The sequence below is a fragment of the Mycobacterium angelicum genome, assembly GCF_002086155.1.
Taxonomy (GTDB): Bacteria; Actinomycetota; Actinomycetes; order Mycobacteriales; family Mycobacteriaceae; genus Mycobacterium; species Mycobacterium angelicum.
The window spans coordinates 17594-36525 of the sequence record NZ_MVHE01000055.1 but is presented as its reverse complement, the minus strand read 5'-3'; the positions used below and the strand labels follow the sequence as shown (position 1 = coordinate 36525).

At 65.6% G+C, this 18932-nt stretch carries 16 protein-coding genes; 9 read left to right on the top strand and 7 right to left on the bottom strand.

The window, feature by feature from the left end; genetic code table 11:
• A partial coding sequence (locus tag BST12_RS22715) for a PAC2 family protein (protein WP_083115510.1) occupies positions 1–595 on the bottom strand: 595 nt, incomplete at its 3' end.
• 327 nt (positions 596–922) lie between these two features.
• Here BST12_RS22715 and metH point away from each other — a divergent pair.
• From metH to BST12_RS22690, 5 genes are all read left to right on the top strand, one after another.
• The gene (gene metH / locus BST12_RS22710; protein ID WP_139801854.1) at positions 923–4684 is read left to right on the top strand and encodes a methionine synthase; all 3762 of its coding nucleotides are present in this window, start codon (positions 923–925) and stop codon (positions 4682–4684) included.
• A gap of 120 nt (positions 4685–4804) precedes the next feature.
• Entirely contained in the window at positions 4805–5086 is a 282-nt protein-coding gene (locus BST12_RS22705) for a phosphoribosyl-ATP diphosphatase (RefSeq protein WP_083115508.1), read from the top strand.
• 2 nt (positions 5087–5088) lie between these two features.
• On the top strand, positions 5089–5943 hold the full coding sequence (gene hisG / locus BST12_RS22700; protein ID WP_083115507.1) for an ATP phosphoribosyltransferase: 855 nt from the start codon (positions 5089–5091) through the stop codon (positions 5941–5943).
• Between the two features lie 80 nt (positions 5944–6023).
• Positions 6024–6506, top strand: coding sequence for a glycine zipper 2TM domain-containing protein (locus tag BST12_RS22695; RefSeq protein ID WP_083115506.1), 483 nt, complete (start codon positions 6024–6026; stop codon positions 6504–6506).
• Positions 6503–7882 carry an FAD-containing oxidoreductase gene (locus BST12_RS22690; RefSeq protein WP_083115505.1) on the top strand — a complete coding sequence of 460 codons (1380 nt, stop codon included), beginning with the start codon at positions 6503–6505 and terminating at the stop codon, positions 7880–7882. The genes BST12_RS22695 and BST12_RS22690 overlap by 4 nt, the downstream gene beginning before the upstream one ends.
• Here BST12_RS22690 and BST12_RS22685 read toward each other — a convergent pair whose 3' ends face one another.
• Positions 7883–8662 (bottom strand): thioesterase family protein, encoded by a 780-nt coding sequence (locus tag BST12_RS22685; RefSeq protein WP_083115514.1) that lies wholly within the window; start codon positions 8660–8662, stop codon positions 7883–7885.
• On the bottom strand, positions 8659–9504 hold the full coding sequence (locus BST12_RS22680) for a RecB family exonuclease (protein WP_083115504.1): 846 nt from the start codon (positions 9502–9504) through the stop codon (positions 8659–8661). Before BST12_RS22680 ends, BST12_RS22685 begins: the two co-directional genes overlap by 4 nt.
• Positions 9505–9577: 73 nt before the next feature.
• On the opposite strand from BST12_RS22680, the gene trmI reads away from it, so the two are divergent.
• Positions 9578–10420 (top strand): tRNA (adenine(58)-N(1))-methyltransferase TrmI, encoded by an 843-nt coding sequence (gene trmI, locus BST12_RS22675; protein WP_083115503.1) that lies wholly within the window; start codon positions 9578–9580, stop codon positions 10418–10420.
• A gap of 13 nt (positions 10421–10433) precedes the next feature.
• Here trmI and BST12_RS22670 read toward each other — a convergent pair whose 3' ends face one another.
• Positions 10434–10727, bottom strand: coding sequence for a DUF503 domain-containing protein (locus tag BST12_RS22670; RefSeq protein ID WP_083115502.1), 294 nt, complete (start codon positions 10725–10727; stop codon positions 10434–10436).
• Positions 10728–10735: 8 nt separating this feature from the next.
• Positions 10736–11356: a lipoprotein LppK gene (gene lppK / locus BST12_RS22665; RefSeq protein WP_083115501.1), complete on the bottom strand. Its 621-nt coding sequence runs from the start codon at positions 11354–11356 to the stop codon at positions 10736–10738.
• A gap of 272 nt (positions 11357–11628) precedes the next feature.
• Between lppK and arc the strand changes: the two genes are divergently transcribed.
• Entirely contained in the window at positions 11629–13458 is a 1830-nt protein-coding gene (gene arc, locus BST12_RS22660) for a proteasome ATPase (protein WP_083115500.1), read from the top strand.
• A gap of 35 nt (positions 13459–13493) precedes the next feature.
• Positions 13494–15290 carry a hypothetical protein gene (locus BST12_RS22655; protein WP_083115499.1) on the top strand — a complete coding sequence of 599 codons (1797 nt, stop codon included), beginning with the start codon at positions 13494–13496 and terminating at the stop codon, positions 15288–15290.
• Here the strand turns inward: BST12_RS22655 and BST12_RS22650 are convergent.
• The gene (locus BST12_RS22650) at positions 15287–15922 is read right to left on the bottom strand and encodes a hypothetical protein (RefSeq protein ID WP_083115512.1); all 636 of its coding nucleotides are present in this window, start codon (positions 15920–15922) and stop codon (positions 15287–15289) included. The genes BST12_RS22655 and BST12_RS22650 overlap by 4 nt on opposite strands.
• Before the next feature lie 10 nt (positions 15923–15932).
• Entirely contained in the window at positions 15933–17117 is a 1185-nt protein-coding gene (locus BST12_RS22645; protein ID WP_211281340.1) for a hypothetical protein, read from the bottom strand.
• A gap of 247 nt (positions 17118–17364) precedes the next feature.
• Between BST12_RS22645 and dop the strand changes: the two genes are divergently transcribed.
• Positions 17365–18861, top strand: coding sequence for a pup deamidase/depupylase (gene dop / locus BST12_RS22640; RefSeq protein ID WP_083115498.1), 1497 nt, complete (start codon positions 17365–17367; stop codon positions 18859–18861).
• The last annotated feature ends 71 nt before the right edge of the window (positions 18862–18932 follow it).

The following is an 18932-nucleotide window of genomic DNA, read 5'->3' as shown; positions in this document are numbered from 1 at the left end:
GGTGGGAAACATAGTGGGGCACTGCGGCCCAGAACGTCACCGCGGGGATGCCGGCCGCGACGCAAGCGTATTGAAACACCCCGGCGATACCCGTCGGCCCCTCGTAGCGGGTTTCCTGCAGACCGAATTGACGGGCCGAGTCGGGGGAGTAGGCCGCGCCGGTGACCGGCACGGGCCGGGTATGCGGCGTGTCGGCCAGCAGCGCCCCAAGGATCACCACCGTGTCGATGTTTAGCTTGTCGATGATCGCCAGCAGTTCGTCGCAAAACGTGCGCCAGCGCATGTTCGGCTCGACCCCGTACATCAGCACGATGTCCCGATCACTGTCCGGCGGCCGGCAGTACGAGATCCGCATCGCCGGCCACACCAGCTCCCGCGTTACCCCGTCGACCTGCCGGATTACCGGACGGTTCACCTGGTAGTCGTAATAGGCCTCGTCGTCGATCTCCACGACCGGAACGGCATCCCAGGTGGTGGCCAAGTGCGCGACGGCGTCGCTGGCCGCATCGCCGGCGTCGTTCCAGCCCTCGAACGCCGCCACGACGATGGCGTTGTCCAGTTCGGGCAGGCTGATGCCACCGTCGGGCAAAGTCACAGGATTCAGGGTACGGGGTGCAGCCCAGCGATTATCGGGACCGGCAAAGCCGGTGTCACCTGTCAGAGCGCTGTCAACGACTGAGGAAATTCCATAGGGCAACTATTCTTGTGGTGTGACTGTGTCCGACACTGCCGCGAAGATCCGCGAGTTGGCGCTCGAGGGACCGGGAAAGCCAAGCCGAGCGGGTCGTGCTGGGCGTCCAGACGTCGGGTGACGACGTAGACTTTTCACCGTCGAGAGGCGTTGCAACGGTTCTCCGGTCCCTACCGGTATCCGCCACGCTCGGCAGAGTCAAGGACGCCTTCCACTACGGAAGGAACGTGCGTGAACGCCTTTGAGCCCAATATCCGCCCCGACTGCACCGACGAACTGACGGCTGCTCTGCGCCAGCGCATCATGGTGATCGACGGCGCGATGGGCACGGCGATCCAGCGCGACCGGCCGGACGAGGCCGGCTACCGCGGCGACCGGTTCACGGAGTGGCCGACCGCCCTTCAGGGCAACAACGACCTGCTCACGCTGACGCAGCCACACATCATCGCCGGCATCCACCGCGAGTACCTCGAGGCCGGCGCCGACATCCTCGAGACCAACACGTTCAACGCGAACGCGATCTCGCTCTCCGACTACGACATGGTTGACCTGGCCTACGAGCTGAACTATGCCGGCGCCGCCCTGGCCCGCAACACCGCCGACGAATTCAGCACCCCGGAAAAGCCCCGCTACGTCGCCGGCGCCATCGGTCCGACGACGCGCACCGCGTCGATATCGCCGGACGTCAACGACCCCGGTGCCCGCAACGTCTCCTACGACCAGCTGGTCGCCGCCTACCTCGAGGCAGCCAACGGCCTGGTCGACGGCGGTGCCGACCTGCTCATGATCGAGACGATCTTCGACTCGCTGAACGCCAAGGCGGCGGTGTTCGCCGTCGAGACGCTGTTCGAGGAGCGCGGACGCCGCTGGCCGGTGATCATCTCGGGCACCATCACCGATGCTTCCGGGCGGACGTTGTCCGGTCAGGTCACCGAAGCCTTCTGGAACTCGATTAGGCACGCGAAGCCGATCGCGGTAGGCCTCAACTGCGCGCTGGGTGCACCGGAGATGAGGCCCTACATCGCCGAGGTGGCCCGGATCGCCGACACCTTCGTCTCCTGCTACCCCAACGCCGGTCTGCCCAACGCCTTCGGCGAGTACGACGAGACCCCGGAACGTCAGGCCGGCTACATCGCCGACTTCGCCGACGCCGGCCTGGTCAACCTGGTCGGTGGCTGCTGCGGGACGGCGCCGCCGCACATCGCCGAGATCGCCAAGGTCGTCGAGGGCAAGCAGCCCCGCCAGCTGCCCGACATCTCAGAAATTCAAGTGGCGACCCGTCTGGCCGGCCTGGAGCCGCTCAACATCACCGACGATTCGCTGTTCGTGAACATTGGCGAGCGCACCAACATCACCGGCTCCGCCCGGTTCCGCAACCTGATCAAGGCCGAGGACTACGACACCGCACTGTCGGTCGCCCTGCAGCAGGTCGAGGTCGGTGCGCAGGTCATCGACATCAACATGGACGAGGGGATGATCGACGGCGTCGCCGCGATGGACCGGTTCACCAAGCTGATTGCGGCCGAGCCGGACATCAGCCGCGTCCCGGTGATGATCGACTCCTCCAAATGGGAGGTCATCGAGGCGGGCCTGAAGAACGTGCAGGGCAAGCCGATCGTCAACTCGATCTCCATGAAGGAGGGCGAGGAGAAGTTCATTCGCGAGGCCCGGCTGTGTCGCAAGTACGGCGCCGCCGTCGTCGTGATGGCCTTCGACGAAAAGGGACAGGCCGACAACCTGGAGCGCCGTAAGGAGATCTGCGGGCGCGCCTACCGGATCCTGACCGAAGAGGTCGGCTTCCCGGCCGAGGACATCATCTTCGACCCGAACTGCTTCGCGCTGGCGACCGGTATCGAGGAGCACGCGACCTACGGGATCGACTTCATCGAGGCCTGCGCCTGGATCAAGGAGAACCTTCCTGGAGTGCACATCTCCGGCGGTATCTCGAACGTGTCGTTCTCGTTCCGCGGCAACAACCCCGTTCGTGAGGCGATCCACGCGGTATTCCTGTTCCACGCCATCAAGGCCGGCCTGGACATGGGCATCGTCAACGCCGGTGCGCTGGTGCCCTACGACTCGATCGATCCCGAACTGCGCGACCGCATCGAGGACGTCGTGCTGAACCGTCGCGAGGATGCGGCCGAGCGGCTGCTGGAGATCGCCGAACGGTTCAACAGTTCGGAGAAATCCGAGGATCCGGTGGCAGCCGAGTGGCGCAGCCTGCCGGTCCGCGAGCGGATCACGCATGCCCTGGTCAAAGGCATCGACGCTAACGTCGATGAGGACACCGAGGAATTGCGGGCCGAGATCGCGGCAGCGGGAGGGCGGCCGATCGAGGTGATCGAGGGCCCGCTGATGGACGGCATGAACGTCGTCGGTGACCTGTTCGGCTCGGGGAAGATGTTCCTGCCGCAGGTGGTGAAGTCGGCCCGGGTGATGAAGAAGGCCGTTGCGTACCTGCTGCCGTTCATCGAGAAAGAGAAAGAGGAGAACGGCACCCCCCAAACTGGAGGAGCGGCGAAGGATACCAACGGCACGATCGTGATGGCGACCGTGAAGGGCGACGTCCACGACATCGGCAAGAACATCGTCGGGGTTGTCCTGCAGTGCAACAACTTCGAAGTGATCGACCTCGGCGTGATGGTGCCCGCCGAGAAGATCCTGGCCGCGGCGAAGGAGCACGACGCCGACATCATCGGGCTGTCGGGATTGATCACGCCGTCGCTGGACGAGATGGTCAACTTCGCCGCCGAGATGGAACGCGAGGGCCTGGAGATCCCGTTGCTGATCGGTGGCGCAACCACCTCGCGCGCCCACACGGCCGTGAAGGTGTCGCCGCGTCGTAGCGGTCCGGTGGTCTGGGTCAAGGACGCGTCCCGCTCGGTGCCGGTCGCTGCCGCGCTGCTCGACGACAAGCAGCGCCCGGCCCTGCTGGAAGCCACCGAGAAGGACTACGCAGCCCTGCGCGAACGGCACTCTCAGAAGAACGAGCGGCCGATGCTGACGCTGGAGAAGGCCCGCGCGAATCGGACGCCGATCGAGTGGGACGGTTACACCCCGCCGGTGCCCGCCCAGGGACTCGGCGTGCGGGAGTTTCAGGACTACGACCTCGCCGAGTTGCGCGAGTACATCGACTGGCAACCGTTCTTCAACGCCTGGGAGATGAAGGGCAGATTCCCCGACATCCTCAACAACCCGGCTTCGGGCGAGGCCGCCCGCAAGCTCTATGACGATGCCCAGCAGATGCTCGACATCCTGATCAAGGAGAAGTGGCTGACCGCCAACGCGGTGATAGGTTTTTTCCCGGCCAACGCTAGCCCTGGCGGTGACGACATCGAGGTGTACACCGACGACACCCGAACCCAGGTGCTGACCACGCTGCACAACCTGCGCCAGCAGGGCGAGCATCGCGAGGGAATCCCGAACCGGTCGCTGGGCGACTTCGTCGCCCCCAGGGACACTGGCTTGGCCGACTATGTCGGCGCCTTCGCCGTCACCGCGGGGCTCGGCAGCGGAGAAAAGATCGCGGAGTTCAAGGCGGCCCTCGACGACTACAGCGCGATCCTGCTGGAGTCGCTCGCCGACCGGCTGGCGGAGGCGTTCGCCGAACGAATGCACCAGCGGGTCCGCAAGGAATTCTGGGGATTCCAACCGGACGAGCAGCTCGACAACGAGGCACTCATCGATGAGAAGTACCGGGGCATCCGTCCTGCTCCCGGCTACCCGGCCTGCCCGGAGCACACCGAGAAGGCCACGCTCTGGAAGCTGATGGACGTCACCGAGCGGACCGGAATCGAGCTGACGGAGTCGATGGCGATGTGGCCGGGTGCCGCCGTCAGCGGCTGGTACTTCTCGCACCCGCAGTCGCAGTACTTTGTGGTCGGCCGGATGGCTCAGGACCAGGTCGCCGACTACGCGAAGCGCAAGGGCTGGACTTTGCGGGAAGCCGAGCGCTGGCTGAGCTCCAACCTCGGCTACAACCCAGAGGACTGAGCCTCCCCGTTTTGGCGGCGAGCGCGCGTGTTCGTACACGAACACGCCGCTCAAGCTGAACATCTGCGCACCTTCGCGGGCCCGGCACGCCTAAACCGCCGTGACTTTGCTCGCCGGCACGTGGAACAATCGCTGGCCGTGAAGACGTTCGAGGATCTATTCGCCGAACTCGGGGAGCGTGCCCGCACCCGTCCGGCCGGCAGCGCGACCGTGGCTGCACTGGACGGCGGGGTACATGCCCTGGGTAAGAAGATCCTGGAGGAGGCCGGCGAGGTGTGGCTGGCCGCCGAGCACGAGCCCGACGAAGCGCTGGCCGAGGAGATCAGCCAGCTGCTGTATTGGACGCAGGTGTTGATGATCTCGCGCGGGCTGTCCCTCGACGACATCTACCGGAAGCTATGAGCATGTTGAGGGTGGCCGTTCCGAACAAGGGTGCGCTGAGTGAGCCGGCCACCGAGATCCTGTCCGAAGCCGGCTATCGCCGCCGGACCGATCCCAAAGACCTCACCGTCATCGATCCGGTCAACAACGTCGAGTTCTTCTTCTTGCGACCCAAGGACATAGCCATCTACGTCGGTTCGGGAGAGCTTGATTTCGGGATCACCGGACGCGATCTGGCACTCGACTCGGGAGCGCCGGTGCGTGAGCGCTTGGCGCTGGGTTTCGGGTCGTCGAGCTTCCGCTATGCCGGCCCGGCCGGACGGACCTGGACGGTGGCCGACCTGGCGAATAAGCGGATCGCCACCGCTTACCCGAACCTGGTTCGAAAAGACCTGGAAGACAAGGGTATTGAAGCAACGGTCATCAGACTCGATGGCGCGGTGGAGATTTCCGTGCAACTCGGTGTGGCCGATGCCATCGCCGATGTGGTGGGCTCTGGCCGCACGTTGAGCATGCACAATTTGGTGGCTTTCGGTGAGCCGCTTTGTGATTCGGAGGCAGTACTGATCGAGCGGGTCGGCCGCGATAGTGAGGACCAAAGCGAGGTAAGCGACCAATTGGTCGCGCGGGTCCAGGGCGTGGTGTTCGGCCAGCAGTACTTGATGCTTGACTACGACTGCCCGCGTTCGGTACTTGAGAAGGCCACGTCGATCACCCCGGGGCTGGAGTCTCCGACCATCGCGCCACTGGCGGATCCGGATTGGGTTGCAATCCGTGCTTTGGTGCCACGCCGGGGCGTCAACCGCATCATGGACGAGCTCGCCGCGATCGGGGCCAAAGCGATCCTGGCATCAGACATCAGGTTCTGCCGATTCTGATCGTGTGACGGGGCGGGCGCTGTGTTAGCGTCCGCTAGGTCGATTGCCGCGGTTATTCGTCTGTCCCAGGAGGGATCGCTGTGACGCAAGTCCTTGTCCTGCTCTTGGCTCTTCTGATCGGTGTCGTCGCCGGACTGCGTTCTGTGACTGCTCCCGCGGCGGTCTCCTGGGCCGCCTTCTTGAGCTGGATCAACCTCGACCACACGTGGGCATCGTGGATGGCCAACATCGTCACGGTGGTGACGCTGAGCATTCTGGCGGTTGCTGAACTGGTGAACGACAAACTTCCCAAGACACCGCCGCGCACAGCCACGCCGGTGTTCGCCGTGCGAATCATCTTGGGCGGGCTGGCCGGTGCGGTCATCGGCACCGCCTGGGGTTACCGGTGGGGTGGACTGGGCGCCGGTGTGATCGGCGCCGTGCTGGGCACCCTCGGGGGTTATCAGGCGCGCCGCCGGCTGGTAGCCGCCCGCGGCGGTCATGACCTGCCGATCGCGCTGCTAGAAGATGCCGTTGCCGTTCTGGGTGGCTTCGCCATCGTCGCGACGGCGGCCGCTCTGTGACAGAGAATTTCGACGCGATCATCGTCGGCGCCGGCCAGGCCGGACCACCGCTGGCGGGCCGCCTGACCGCAGCGGGCCAGCGCGTCGCCATCGTGGAGCGCAAACACGTCGGCGGTACCTGCGTCAACACTGGCTGCATCCCCACCAAGACGCTGGTGGCCAGCGCCCACGCCGCTCATCTTGCGCGGCGCGGCGCGGAATACGGCGTCGGCACCGGAACCATCAGCGTGGACATGGCGAAAGTTAAGGCGCGCAAAGACGGCATCATGCTCGACGACCGCAGGGGCGTCGAAAAATGGCTGGACGGCATGGCCGGCTGCACCGTCTTCCGTGGCCACGCGCGGTTCGAGGATGCCCACACGCTGCGGGTCAATGACCAAGTGCTGCAAGCTGATCGGATCTTCCTCAACGTCGGCGGCCGCGCGGTGGTACCAAACATTCCCGGACTTGACGACGTCGACTTTCTCACCAACGTGTCGATCCTCGAACTCGACACGGTGCCAGAGCATCTCATCATCGTCGGCGGAAGCTACATCGCACTGGAGTTCGCGCAGATGTACCGCCGGTTCGGGGCTGAAGTCACGGTGGTGGAACGGGGACCTCGGCTGGCAAGCCGGGAAGACGAGGACGTCTCGGCGACCATCAGGGAAGTCCTCGCGGGCGAAGGCATCAACATCGTCACCGGCGCCGACGATGTGCGGGTTGCCAAGCAGGACGGTGCTTTTGGAGGCTTTGAGTTGACCCCCAGTGCCGGTGCCACCCCCATTCCGGGCAGCCACCTGTTGCTGGCAGTAGGCCGCCGCCCGAACACCGACGACCTTGGGCTGGAGGCGGCCGGTGTGCAGACCGACGCCCGTGGCTACATCCTGGTCGACGACCAACTCAAGACCAACGTCGACCACATTTGGGCGCTGGGCGATTGCAACGGCAAAGGCGCTTTCACCCACACCTCGTACAACGACTTCGAGATCGTCGCCGCCAACCTGCTCGACGACGACCCGCGACGAGTGAGCGACCGGATCACCACCTACGCCCTCTACATCGACCCGCCACTAGGGCGCGCCGGCATGACCGTGGACCAGGTTCGCGCGTCGGGCCGGCGGGCGCTGGTCGGTAAGCGGCCGATGACCAGGGTGGGCAGAGCCGTGGAAAAGGGTGAGACGCAAGGCTTTATGAAGGTCGTCGTCGACGCCGACACCGACGAGATTTTGGGCGCGGCCATCTTTGGCGTAGGCGGGGACGAGGTCGTGCACGCCATCCTTGACGTCATGTCGGCCAAAGCGCCCTACACCACACTGTCGCGCACCATGCACATCCATCCGACCGTCAGCGAACTCGTTCCGACCGTGCTGCAGGAGATGTCCCCACTGGACTGATCACCTGCGCTGAACCAGCAGTGTCTGGGCCGCAGTGCCGACGAAACCCGTCTTGTCGAACACCTCTGTCGTGGTTACGCCCACGCCGTCCGGACCGACGGAGGCGCGAGCGCGCAGTGCGAAATCATCTCCCGTCGGAAGTCGGTGCAGGTGCACGGTCGTATCGGTGTTCATGAAGAAGTACCGCCTGGGGTCCAGGATCGCGCCGACGCCATTGGCGCAGTCCACCACTGCGGCTAGCCGCTGCAATGCCGTGGTCGGCTCGGCGTCGACGATGTGGGCTGTGGGGCGCATCCAGGAAACCGCGGCGGACTGGCCTTCGGCCTGGTGCTGCGGGCGCCAGTCGAGCGCGTCGAAGTAGCCGCGCACGTCGACGAAAGCCGCCGGGCGCGCCACGGCGGGTCCCTCCACCAGCGGCGGATACCGGTCGGATGCGACGTCGGCGGTGTCGGAGACCGCTATCAGCCACGCGCTCACCCGTGCCACCACGCGGTCGGCGACCATCTCGGCGACCATCATCGACACACGCGATCCGGGCCGTTCCACCCAGGCCCGGGTCCTCAGCGCTGCCACCGGAATCGCCCCGAGAATGTCGAGGCGCAGGCTGGCGATCCGCAAGCCGGAACCCTCCGACAGTTCCTCGATCAACTTGGTCAGCAGGGCCAACGGCGGCGAGCCGTGCTGGATTTCGGGGCTCCAGTTGCTGCGGGTGTAGTCGGTCGGGTCGAACGCCGCATACTCACCGGCAGCAGGCAGACGCTGGTAATAGCAGCCTTTCATGCCGCCGGCTCGGTCGGGCACGAAACACCTTCGGCCGCTGGGTGTTCCGGCCACCCCGGGTAGGGCGGTGGCGTGCCCCCGAAGACCGGGCAGTGCTGTCGGTGCGGACACCAATCGCACAGCCGCGACCGACTGGGGCGGAAATCGCCGGTCTGGCCCGCGGATTGAATCGCCCGCCAGATGGCCATCAGGGTCTTCTCGAACCGCAGCAGCTCATCACGGTCGGGGGAGTAGTCCAGCAGCTGCCCGTCGGCCAGATAGATCAGCCGCAGCCGGGCGGGCAGCACCCCGCGGGAACGAAACAGCGCGACCGCGTAGAACTTCATCTGAAACATCGCCTTGAACTCGGCCAGTGCCCGCGCGGCCGGCGGCGCCTTGCCGGTCTTGTAATCGACCACCCGCAGCTCGCCGGTGGCGGCGACGTCGATCCGGTCGATGAAGCCGCGCAGCAGCGTGCCGTCGGCAAGCTCAACCTCCACGCGTTGCTCGCAGCTTTGCGGGCTGAACCGGGTCGGGTCCTCGAGCCGGTAATAGCCGGCCAACAAGACGCGGGCCTCCTGCAGCAGTTGGGTGCGCTGGGCAGGGTCCAGCTCGGCGGCCAGGTCGGGCTCGTCGGCCATCACCTGATCCCAGGCCGGCTCCACGAGTGAGCATGCCGTGTCCGGGTCGCGCTGCACCGCCGGGAGGCCGTAGAGCTGCTCGAGGGCTGCATGCACGACCGATCCGCGCAGCTGTGCCAGCGACGGCGCTTCAGGCAACCGGTCGATCGCGCGGAAACGATACAGCAGCGGGCACTGCTTGAAGTCCGCCGCCCGCGACGGTGACAGCGCCGGCCGTGTCATGCCCGCAGCCTAGGACGGTGCCCTGACAACCCCGGGCACCTGTTGCGGCGCGTCGGCTGGCACGCTAGACGCCGTGTCAACAACCGGCCCGTTCACCGTCGGCGAACGTGTTCAGCTCACCGACGCCAAGGGTCGCCACTACACCATGTCGCTCACCCCGGGCGCGGAGTTTCACACCCATCGCGGCAGGATCGCCCACGACGCGGTAATCGGGCTGGAGCAGGGCAGCGTCGTCAAATCGAGCAACGGCGCCCTGTTCTTGGTGCTGCGCCCGCTACTGGTCGACTACGTCATGTCGATGCCCCGCGGCCCGCAAGTGATCTATCCCAAGGACGCCGCGCAGATCGTGCACGAGGGCGACATCTTCCCCGGCGCCCGGGTACTCGAGGCCGGAGCCGGATCCGGCGCGCTGACGCTGTCACTGCTCCGTGCGGTCGGCCCGCAGGGACAGGTGATCTCCTACGAGCAACGCGCCGACCATGCCGAGCACGCCCGGCGCAACGTCAGTACCTTCTACGGCGATGCGCCGGACAACTGGCGACTGATCATCAGCGACCTCGCCGACTCCGATCTGCCCGACGGTTCGGTGGATCGAGCCGTGCTGGACATGCTTGCGCCGTGGGAAGTACTGGACGCCGTGGCGCGGCTGCTGGTCTCCGGCGGGGTGCTGGTGATCTATGTCGCCACCGTCACCCAGCTGTCGAAGGTCGTCGAGGCGCTGCGGGCGCAGCAGTGTTGGACCGAGCCACGATCCTGGGAGACGATGCAGCGGGGCTGGAACGTGGTGGGGCTAGCCGTTCGGCCGCAGCATTCGATGCGCGGGCACACAGCTTTTCTGGTGGCAACACGCCGTCTGGCGCCCGGCGCCGTCGCACCCGCGCCATTGGGCCGCAAACGTGTGGGACGCGACGGCTAGCGGCCAATCGCCGCTAGTCATCGCTTCGGTGCAGACCCCGGCGCACCGACAGCAACTCGAACTCGGGATGCGCGGCGACGAGGCGCTCGGCGGCGTCGAGCACATCGACGGCGTGGCCGCGCTCGCCGCAGACCACGGCCACGCCGATGCCCGCCCGTCGGTGTAAGTCCTGTGTGCCGGTCTCGGCCGCGGCGACGCTGAACTTGCGCTGTAGCTCCGCAACGACGGGCCGGATCACCGAGCGCTTCTGCTTGAGTGATCGCACGTCGCCCAGCAACACGTCGAATTCAAGCCAGCCGATCCACATCCGCGCCCTTAGCCCGGGGGAGCGGGGGCCGGCGCCGGGGACTCCGGCGGGCTCGGTTCCGGCGTTGGGGCTGGAGCTGGACCGGGCTCCGGAGCCGGAGTGGATGGCGGTGTCGAGTTCCGTGAGTTCTGTAGCGCCAGCAGCATTTCCGCGGTTCGTCTGGACAGCTGCCAACCGCCCTGGGCGGGGGTGAACTCCATCGGAAAGGTGAACTGGCGGTTGTTCGGTTGGGCGGTGGTGACGACGACGGTGGCCACCACGTCGGACGGATTCCGGTCCGACCAGGCGAGGTTGTTGGCCGCAAACGTCATGGGCAGATAGCCGCCATCGCGTGCGGCGGTGGTGAACCGGTCCAGCGCGGCGGCCGTCTCAGGAGTGGAGCCCTCGACGAGGTTCAGCTTGTTGGCTCCCGGGACGCCCGGGTCGGCGAGCCGTGACAACACATCGGTCAGCGCTTCGGGCGCGGGCAGCGGGCCGGTCGGCCGCGCCGGCACCACGCTCGACGTGGCGGAGGGCACCGATGGTTCGGCGGCCGGCGATGTCTTGTGATCGTTTTGCGAACACCCCGCGAGGCTCAGCGCCGCCGTGACGATGGCGGCTACGAGGGTTACCCGAACGCTTCGGTGCATCCAGCGGCTACGAGCGGTGGGCGATTGCAATCGAAGTCACACTGGCCGCGCCGGTACCGATCACCGCGCCGGCTTCCATGCCCGTGGCTAGGGATTTCGCAGTCACGGCGATCCTTTCGCTCGGCTCGATTGGAAGCTGAGATTACCAGCGAGACCCAAGTTGTTACTTTTCATCAGCGTTTCGGGGCATTTGACTCCGCACATCAAGCGGCAATCGCCGGTAGCGTTGAAGTATCCGCCACGCCATTCCTGGTGCGGGAAAGGAGCGCAACATGGGTGAATCAGAGCGTTCTGAAGCATTCAAGACCCCCCGCGATATCCCCCTGTCCAGCGAAGATGCTGCCGAACTCGAACAGCTGCGGCGTGAAGCAGCGGTGCTGCGCGAGCAACTGGAGAACGCCGGGGGACAGCACAATCCGGCGCGCTCTGCGCGCGATGTCCATCAACTTGAAGCCCGGATCGACTCGCTTGCGGCCCGCAATTCCAAATTAATGGAAACTCTTAAAGAAGCCCGCCAGCAACTGCTGGCGCTGCGCGAGGAAGTCGACCGGTTAGGGCAGCCGCCCAGCGGCTACGGGGTCCTGCTGTCGGCTCACGACGACGAAACCGTCGACGTGTTCACCTCGGGTCGCAAGATGCGCCTCACGTGTTCGCCCAACATCGACACCAAGTCCCTCCGGAAAGGGCAGACGGTCCGGCTCAACGAAGCCCTGACCGTCGTCGAGGCGGGAACCTTCGAATCGGTCGGCGAGATCTCCACGCTGCGTGAGGTTCTCGCCGACGGTCACCGGGCCCTCGTCGTCGGCCACGCCGACGAGGAGCGCATCGTGTGGCTGGCCGAACCGCTGGTCGCCGAGGACCTTCCCGAAGGTCACCCCGACGCCCTCAACGACGACACCCGGCCGCGTAAGCTGCGCCCGGGCGACTCGCTGCTGGTCGACACCAAAGCCGGCTACGCCTTCGAGCGCATTCCCAAAGCCGAAGTCGAAGACCTGGTGCTCGAAGAGGTGCCCGACGTCAGCTACGAAGACATCGGTGGCCTCACCCGTCAGATCGAGCAGATCCGCGACGCCGTCGAGCTGCCGTTCCTGCACAAGGAGCTCTACCGTGAGTACGCGCTGCGCCCGCCCAAAGGCGTGCTGCTCTACGGTCCGCCCGGCTGCGGTAAGACGCTCATCGCCAAGGCGGTGGCAAACTCGTTGGCCAAGAAGATGGCTGAGGTCCGCGGCGACGACTCACGTGAGGCCAAGTCGTACTTCCTCAACATCAAAGGCCCCGAACTGCTGAACAAGTTCGTCGGCGAGACCGAGCGTCACATCCGGCTGATCTTCCAGCGGGCGCGCGAAAAGGCCTCCGAAGGCACGCCGGTGATCGTGTTCTTCGACGAGATGGACTCGATCTTCCGTACCCGCGGCACCGGGGTCTCCTCAGACGTCGAGACGACGGTCGTCCCCCAGCTCCTCAGCGAGATCGACGGCGTCGAGGGACTCGAAAACGTCATCGTGATCGGCGCGTCAAACCGCGAGGACATGATCGACCCGGCCATCCTGCGCCCCGGGCGCCTGGACGTGAAGATCAAGATCGAGCGGCCCGACGCCGAGGCGGCCCAGGACATCTACTCGAAGTACCTGACCGAGTCGCTGCCGGTGCACGCCGACGACCTCGCCGAGTTCGAAGGCGACCGCACGGCCTGCATCAAGGCGATGATCGAGAAGGTCGTCGACCGGATGTACGCCGAGATCGACGACAACCGGTTCCTGGAGGTCACCTACGCCAACGGTGACAAGGAAGTCATGTACTTCAAGGACTTCAACTCCGGGGCCATGATCCAAAACGTCGTCGACCGCGCCAAGAAGAACGCGATCAAGTCGGTACTGGAAACCGGTCAGCCGGGTCTGCGCATTCAGCACCTGCTCGACTCGATCGTCGACGAGTTCGCCGAGAACGAGGATTTGCCCAACACCACCAATCCCGATGACTGGGCACGGATTTCGGGCAAGAAGGGCGAGCGGATCGTCTACATCCGCACCTTGGTCACCGGTAAGTCGTCGAGCGCGTCGCGAGCCATCGACACCGAGTCGAATCTGGGTCAGTACTTGTAGCGAATTTGTCGGTCCCCCCGACTAGCGTCGCAAGGGTGCGCCTTCAATTCGGTCCCGGCGACGACGACGCCTATCACGCGGCGCGTGTCGCGCTGCTTCACGAGCTTGACTGCTGGCTGGATCGACCCCCTCCCGAACGGGCCGGAGTGGTCACCGACGTCGAGATATTCCTGGACTGGCGGTATCACGAATCGAGCGGTGTTCTCGACGATTTCAGTCCCGGCGACGTCACGCAGTTTCTGCTCGATTGGTGTCCGCGCCGCTTCGCAGGGCACGTGAATGGCGCCGAGTTTCTGTGTAACGCGGTGGGTGTCTACGTCGACTTCATGGCAGCCAGCGGACGTCTCGTCGGCGGTATCGACCGCGCCAATCGGCTGAGGCGCCTGGCTGCCGACCTCCTGCCGACCGTGCGCGAAGAGATGGGCAGCCCCACTGCCGGCGGTGGTGACTCGGACACGGCCGGGGCACCTGGGTCATACGAGTTGCCGTTCGTCTACGTCCCGCCGCCGGCCGCCGACGTGGAGGCCGCCGCGGTCGCCGCGCCGTTGCTGGCGAAATTCGATGCCTTGCGCGACTATTTGGGCCCGGACGGACAGCCGTTGACGGACGCTGGGAACCTCAAGTTGGTCGACGGTCGTGCGCTGGTTGAGCTGCTTGACACCGGCGACGAGATGGATCTCAAAATCGGCAACAAGACCTGGCGCACGCGTTCGACCGCCAAACTGCAGCGGCTGAACTTGATCGTCGCCTTTGCAAAAGCAGCCGGAGCGGTCCGGACGCATCGGCATCGTTTGGTTCCGGTAAAGGCTTGGGAAATGCGGCCGGCGGTCGCGCGTGCGGAGGCACTTTTTTCGGCGGTCGTCGAGCTGGGTCCGTCGCAGTCGCGGTCCTCCGGCCGCGTCACGTATTTCAACGATCTTCACGAATTGCTCGACGACGGGGTCGTGCATTGGTTGGCTCCGTTGCTCGCGCAAGACACCGCCGAGATGCCGTTCGAGTCCTTCCTGGAGTGGGCGCAATCGGTGGTAAGTCGGCATCTGGACCCGTACTGGGCGGATGAGGACATGCTCGACACATTCACCGACGAGAACATGAGCTTCATCTTTGAGATCCTCGAGGAGGCCGGCGTAGTGCGATGGACTGACCGACAGGAGGTGCCGAAGCGGTTCGGGCGCAGCTACTGGACTGCCGGCACCGTGGCGCTGACCGCCTTCGGCCGTCATGTCCTGCCGGACTATCTCGATGACGCTGGGTATGTGCTGCATCGCGCCGGCGACGTCCAAAATGCCGACGGCGCAGGCTTGATCGACGCGATGTTGACGACGGCTGACACCGGACATGAGGATTTGGTCGCGAACTGGCAGCCTGACCGCGCTGCCATCGAGCGGGTGCAGATGCTCAGCGAGGCCATCGTGGCGGCCTCTAGCGCCGCCAGCCGGGTGATGGGGTTTACCGCGCTGCACATGTTTGCTATCGAGGAAGCCGAACCGTTTGTCCGTCAGATGTTGGACACTCCGGTCGCAGGCCATGCGGCGTTGTGGTTGATACAGCGAGGATGCGCGTCTCCCGAGACCCTCGCCAGCTTCGTCGACATCGCGGTGCTTGTCGATGTGCTCGCGAGTGATCTGGCCGATCCGGAAGGACTATGCAGCTTCTTCACCAGCTTGTCCGAGCCGCTGCAGGTACTCGAAAACATGTGGCGACATCCCGCGGCCGAGACGGGGGTCGTGCTCGACGCGCTAGGTCAGCACTTGCCGGATAAGGCGCTTGCCAAAGCCGCCCGAAGGGCCGCCGTCCGTCACCGCAGCTGGCTGCCGAACCGCTTGGGTTAGGCGCTCGCCAGCGAATAGCTGTTCGTCAGGTCGTCCTGAAGGACTTGGGCAGCGCGGGTCGTGGTGTCGATCCTGAGCTCATTTGGCAGCACGCGCGAGTGGTAGGACCACCCGTCGGGAAGCTTGAGGCGGTCGGCCAGTTTGGGCAGGTCGGCTCGCGACAGGTTGGGGTCGACCACCTGACTCCAGGTCTGCATCACCCAGCGCTGCCCCCTGGGGTCCTGCAGCTCGTAGACCTCTTCGCCCTCGTTGAAGACGAAGACCGTGTTGCGGCTCACCTGGTTGACGGTGTAGGGCGCCGGGTTCATCGACGACAGCAGCACGGTGGCCTGCAAAAGCATCTCGATGCCGCCGAAGCTCTTCGTGATCGCCGGCCCCTGCGGCGCTTTCTCAATGGCGTTCATCAGCCAGTAGCGGGGGCCATTGAGCAGTGCCCCCGCCGCGCCGTGTTCGGTCGCGAGTGCTTGCGCGTCCAGCGCAGACCACAGTTCGGCGGGGCAATCGTTGAGCGGGAAGCTGTTGTAGACGCTGGCCTGAGGTCCGGCCTCGCCTGGGGTTACGAGAAGGACCTCGCCGTAGCGTTTCCCGGAGATGTCGGTGACGTCTTCTTCGCGGGCATGTTTGGCCGGCACCAGGGTGAAGTTAATCACTCAGCTCAGCGGCGTCAACACGACCCGCAGCGATGTTGCCGCGGTAACGGTTGCGCGCGATCAGCGTGTTGTGCAGATCGTGGATCAGCGGGTCGACGAAGGTCGACCGGTAGTCGGCGTCGCCGGCCGCGCGGGCGCTGATGTACATGAATGTCAGCGCGCCGAGGAACAGACACAGATGTACCAGCGAGTCGGGCACCGGAACCGTCAGGCCCAGCAGTGTCGAGGTGCCCGATTCCGTGTGGGCCCATTCTTTGAGCAGCGCCGGACTGAGCACGATTAGCCCGAGGATGACGTAAATCGCGGCGGTGAGCGCCGCGACCACCGCGATCTGCGCCAACTGGGATGCCGCGAGAACGAAAACGACGTTGGCTCGCTCGATTCTGGTGAGCGGTGGGCTGCTGGGCGGATCAGGTATCGCCGCAAAGGGCGTTTCGGTCAGCTCTTCGCAGTCCTTGGGCACCGCTGTCGGTGACCGCAGCATCGGCTTGACCCGCTCCACCGTGGCCGAAACGACAAACGCGGCGGCGATGCTTATCAAAAACAGCACCGCCAACGCAAGGCGTTCTCCGCTGATGGTGGCCGACATCAGCCAGACGTTGCCATTGAAGAACACCAAAGTGGTCAGCAGAACGACCGGCAGGGCCCGGATCGCCAGCGCCCCAATCGTCGCCAAATGCGACAGCACCATGCGCACCGTCCAGGCGACCACAGACCCGAGACCGCTGGCGGTCAGTAGCAGTACCGCGACGGCGACGAACGCCGCATCCGGCAGGTGCGATACCGAGGTTTCGACGACGATGATGATCGCCACGATGCTGACTGCGACCGTCGCTGCGAGCGAACGCGTCCGGCTGTCCGACAGCCGCGACACCAGCCAGCCGACCAGCATGATCAGTGCCGGCGCGACGCCGACCAGACCGAGGATCGCCCACTCTCGCGGGCTTGGCGATCCATCGATGACGACCTCGTCGCCGTGGGTGATCAGGAGGACGGGCAGCATCCAGCAATGTAGCGTCGCGTACGCGGCCAGGGCGGGCGCCGACCGGGGCCACAGCCGTCGCCAGCGGGCTCGCCTGGTCAGCACCGCTGGGAGGCCGCGGTGCAGGAACCACGCTTCAGCCGCAGCCCTCGGGGAGTCCCCGGCTGCTGGCGCCCGGCGCAGGGAAAGGCTCATCCCGAATTACCCTAATGGCGCTCTGGCGCATTAGGGCCGAGCTGACGGCTTCGACTGTGTAACCAGGGCGGGATCTGCCGAGAATTTCCGCCCTGGAAGCACACCCGAGGCCACCACTGCACACTCGATTGCGCGCCTCGGCCGCGCACCGCTACGCGGCCGCATCGTCGCCACGCCTAGCCCGCATTGCGCGCCTCCTCCTCGGCCGCTACGCGGCCGCATCGTCGCCACGCCTAGGCTTTAGCGCATGCAACGGATTATCGGAACGGAGGTCGAGTACGGCATCTCATCGCCGTCGGACCCGACCGCCAACCCGATCCTCACGTCGACGCAGGCAGTGCTCGCCTACGCCGCCGCCGCCGGCATTCAGCGCGCCAAGCGCACCCGCTGGGATTACGAGGTGGAATCGCCGCTGCGCGATGCCCGCGGCTTCGACCTGAGTCGCTCGGCCGGCCCACCGCCGGTGGTCGACGCAGACGAGGTCGGCGCGGCGAACATGATCCTGACCAACGGGGCGCGGCTCTACGTCGATCACGCCCACCCGGAATACTCCGCCCCGGAATGCACCGACCCCCTCGACGCGGTGATCTGGGATAAGGCCGGCGAACGGGTGATGGAGGCGGCCGCCCGGCACGTCGCCAGCGTTCCCGGCGCTGCGAAACTGCAGCTCTACAAGAACAACGTCGACGGCAAGGGCGCCTCATACGGGTCCCATGAGAACTACCTGATGAGCCGCCAGACACCGTTTTCGGCCATCATCGCCGGCCTGACCCCATTCTTCGTTTCCCGGCAAGTGGTGACCGGCTCCGGGCGCGTCGGCATCGGGCCCTCCGGTGATGAACCGGGCTTCCAACTGTCCCAGCGATCCGACTACATCGAGGTCGAGGTCGGCCTGGAAACCACACTCAAACGCGGCATCATCAACACTCGCGACGAACCGCACGCCGACGCGGACAGATACCGCCGGCTGCACGTGATCATCGGCGACGCCAACCTTGCCGAGACGTCGACCTACCTGAAACTCGGCACCACCGCGCTGGTACTTGACCTGATCGAAGAGGGCATCGATCTGACCGATCTGGCCCTGGCCCGCCCGGTACACGCGGTGCACGCGATCAGCCGCGATCCCTCGCTGCGCCAGACCGTGGCGCTGGTCGACGGTCGCGAGCTGACCGGCCTTGCGCTGCAACGGATCTACCTCGACCGGGTGGCCAAGCTGGTCGACAGCCGCGACCCCGACCCCCGCGCCGCCCACATCGTGGAAACCTGGGCCCATGTGCTCGACCAACTCGAGCGCGACCCGATGGACTGCGCCGAACTGCTGGACTGGCCGGCCAAGCTGCGATTGCTCGAGGGTTTCCGGCACCGGGAGAACCTGAGCTGGTCGGCGCCCCGGCTGCACCTCGTCGACCTGCAGTACTCCGATGTCCGGCTGGACAAAGGCCTCTACAACCGCCTGGTCGCGCGGGGCTCGATGAAGCGTCTGGTGACCGAGCACCAAGTGCTGGAGGCGGTAGATAACCCGCCTACGGATACTCGCGCATACTTCCGCGGCGAGTGTCTGCGCCGGTTCGGCGCCGACATCGCCGCGGCCAGTTGGGACTCGGTGATCTTCGACCTGGGGGGCGATTCGCTCGTTCGCATCCCAACGCTCGAGCCGCTGCGCGGCAGCAAGGCACATGTCGGGGCGCTATTGGACTCGGTGGACAGCGCAGTGGAACTGGTAGAGCAACTAACCAGTTAAGGGCTATAAGCCGGGAAACGTCAGTGTTGACCGGTAGGGTGGAGAAAAGCCAACGGGCGGATGGACACGTA

What these genes read in the sequence shown, in the direction of transcription:
- hisG (WP_083115507.1), top strand. Translation starts at nt 5,089, where the DNA reads ATGTTGAGGGTGGCCGTTCCGAACAAGGGTGCGCTGAGTGAGCCGGCC.
- BST12_RS22685 (WP_083115514.1), bottom strand. Translation starts at nt 8,662, where the DNA reads ATGAAAGGCTGCTATTACCAGCGTCTGCCTGCTGCCGGTGAGTATGCG.
- BST12_RS22680 (WP_083115504.1), bottom strand. Translation starts at nt 9,504, where the DNA reads ATGACACGGCCGGCGCTGTCACCGTCGCGGGCGGCGGACTTCAAGCAG.
- BST12_RS22670 (WP_083115502.1), bottom strand. Translation starts at nt 10,727, where the DNA reads ATGTGGATCGGCTGGCTTGAATTCGACGTGTTGCTGGGCGACGTGCGA.
- lppK (WP_083115501.1), bottom strand. Translation starts at nt 11,356, where the DNA reads ATGCACCGAAGCGTTCGGGTAACCCTCGTAGCCGCCATCGTCACGGCG.
- arc (WP_083115500.1), top strand. Translation starts at nt 11,629, where the DNA reads ATGGGTGAATCAGAGCGTTCTGAAGCATTCAAGACCCCCCGCGATATC.
- BST12_RS22645 (WP_211281340.1), bottom strand. Translation starts at nt 17,117, where the DNA reads ATGAGCCTTTCCCTGCGCCGGGCGCCAGCAGCCGGGGACTCCCCGAGG.
- dop (WP_083115498.1), top strand. Translation starts at nt 17,365, where the DNA reads ATGCAACGGATTATCGGAACGGAGGTCGAGTACGGCATCTCATCGCCG.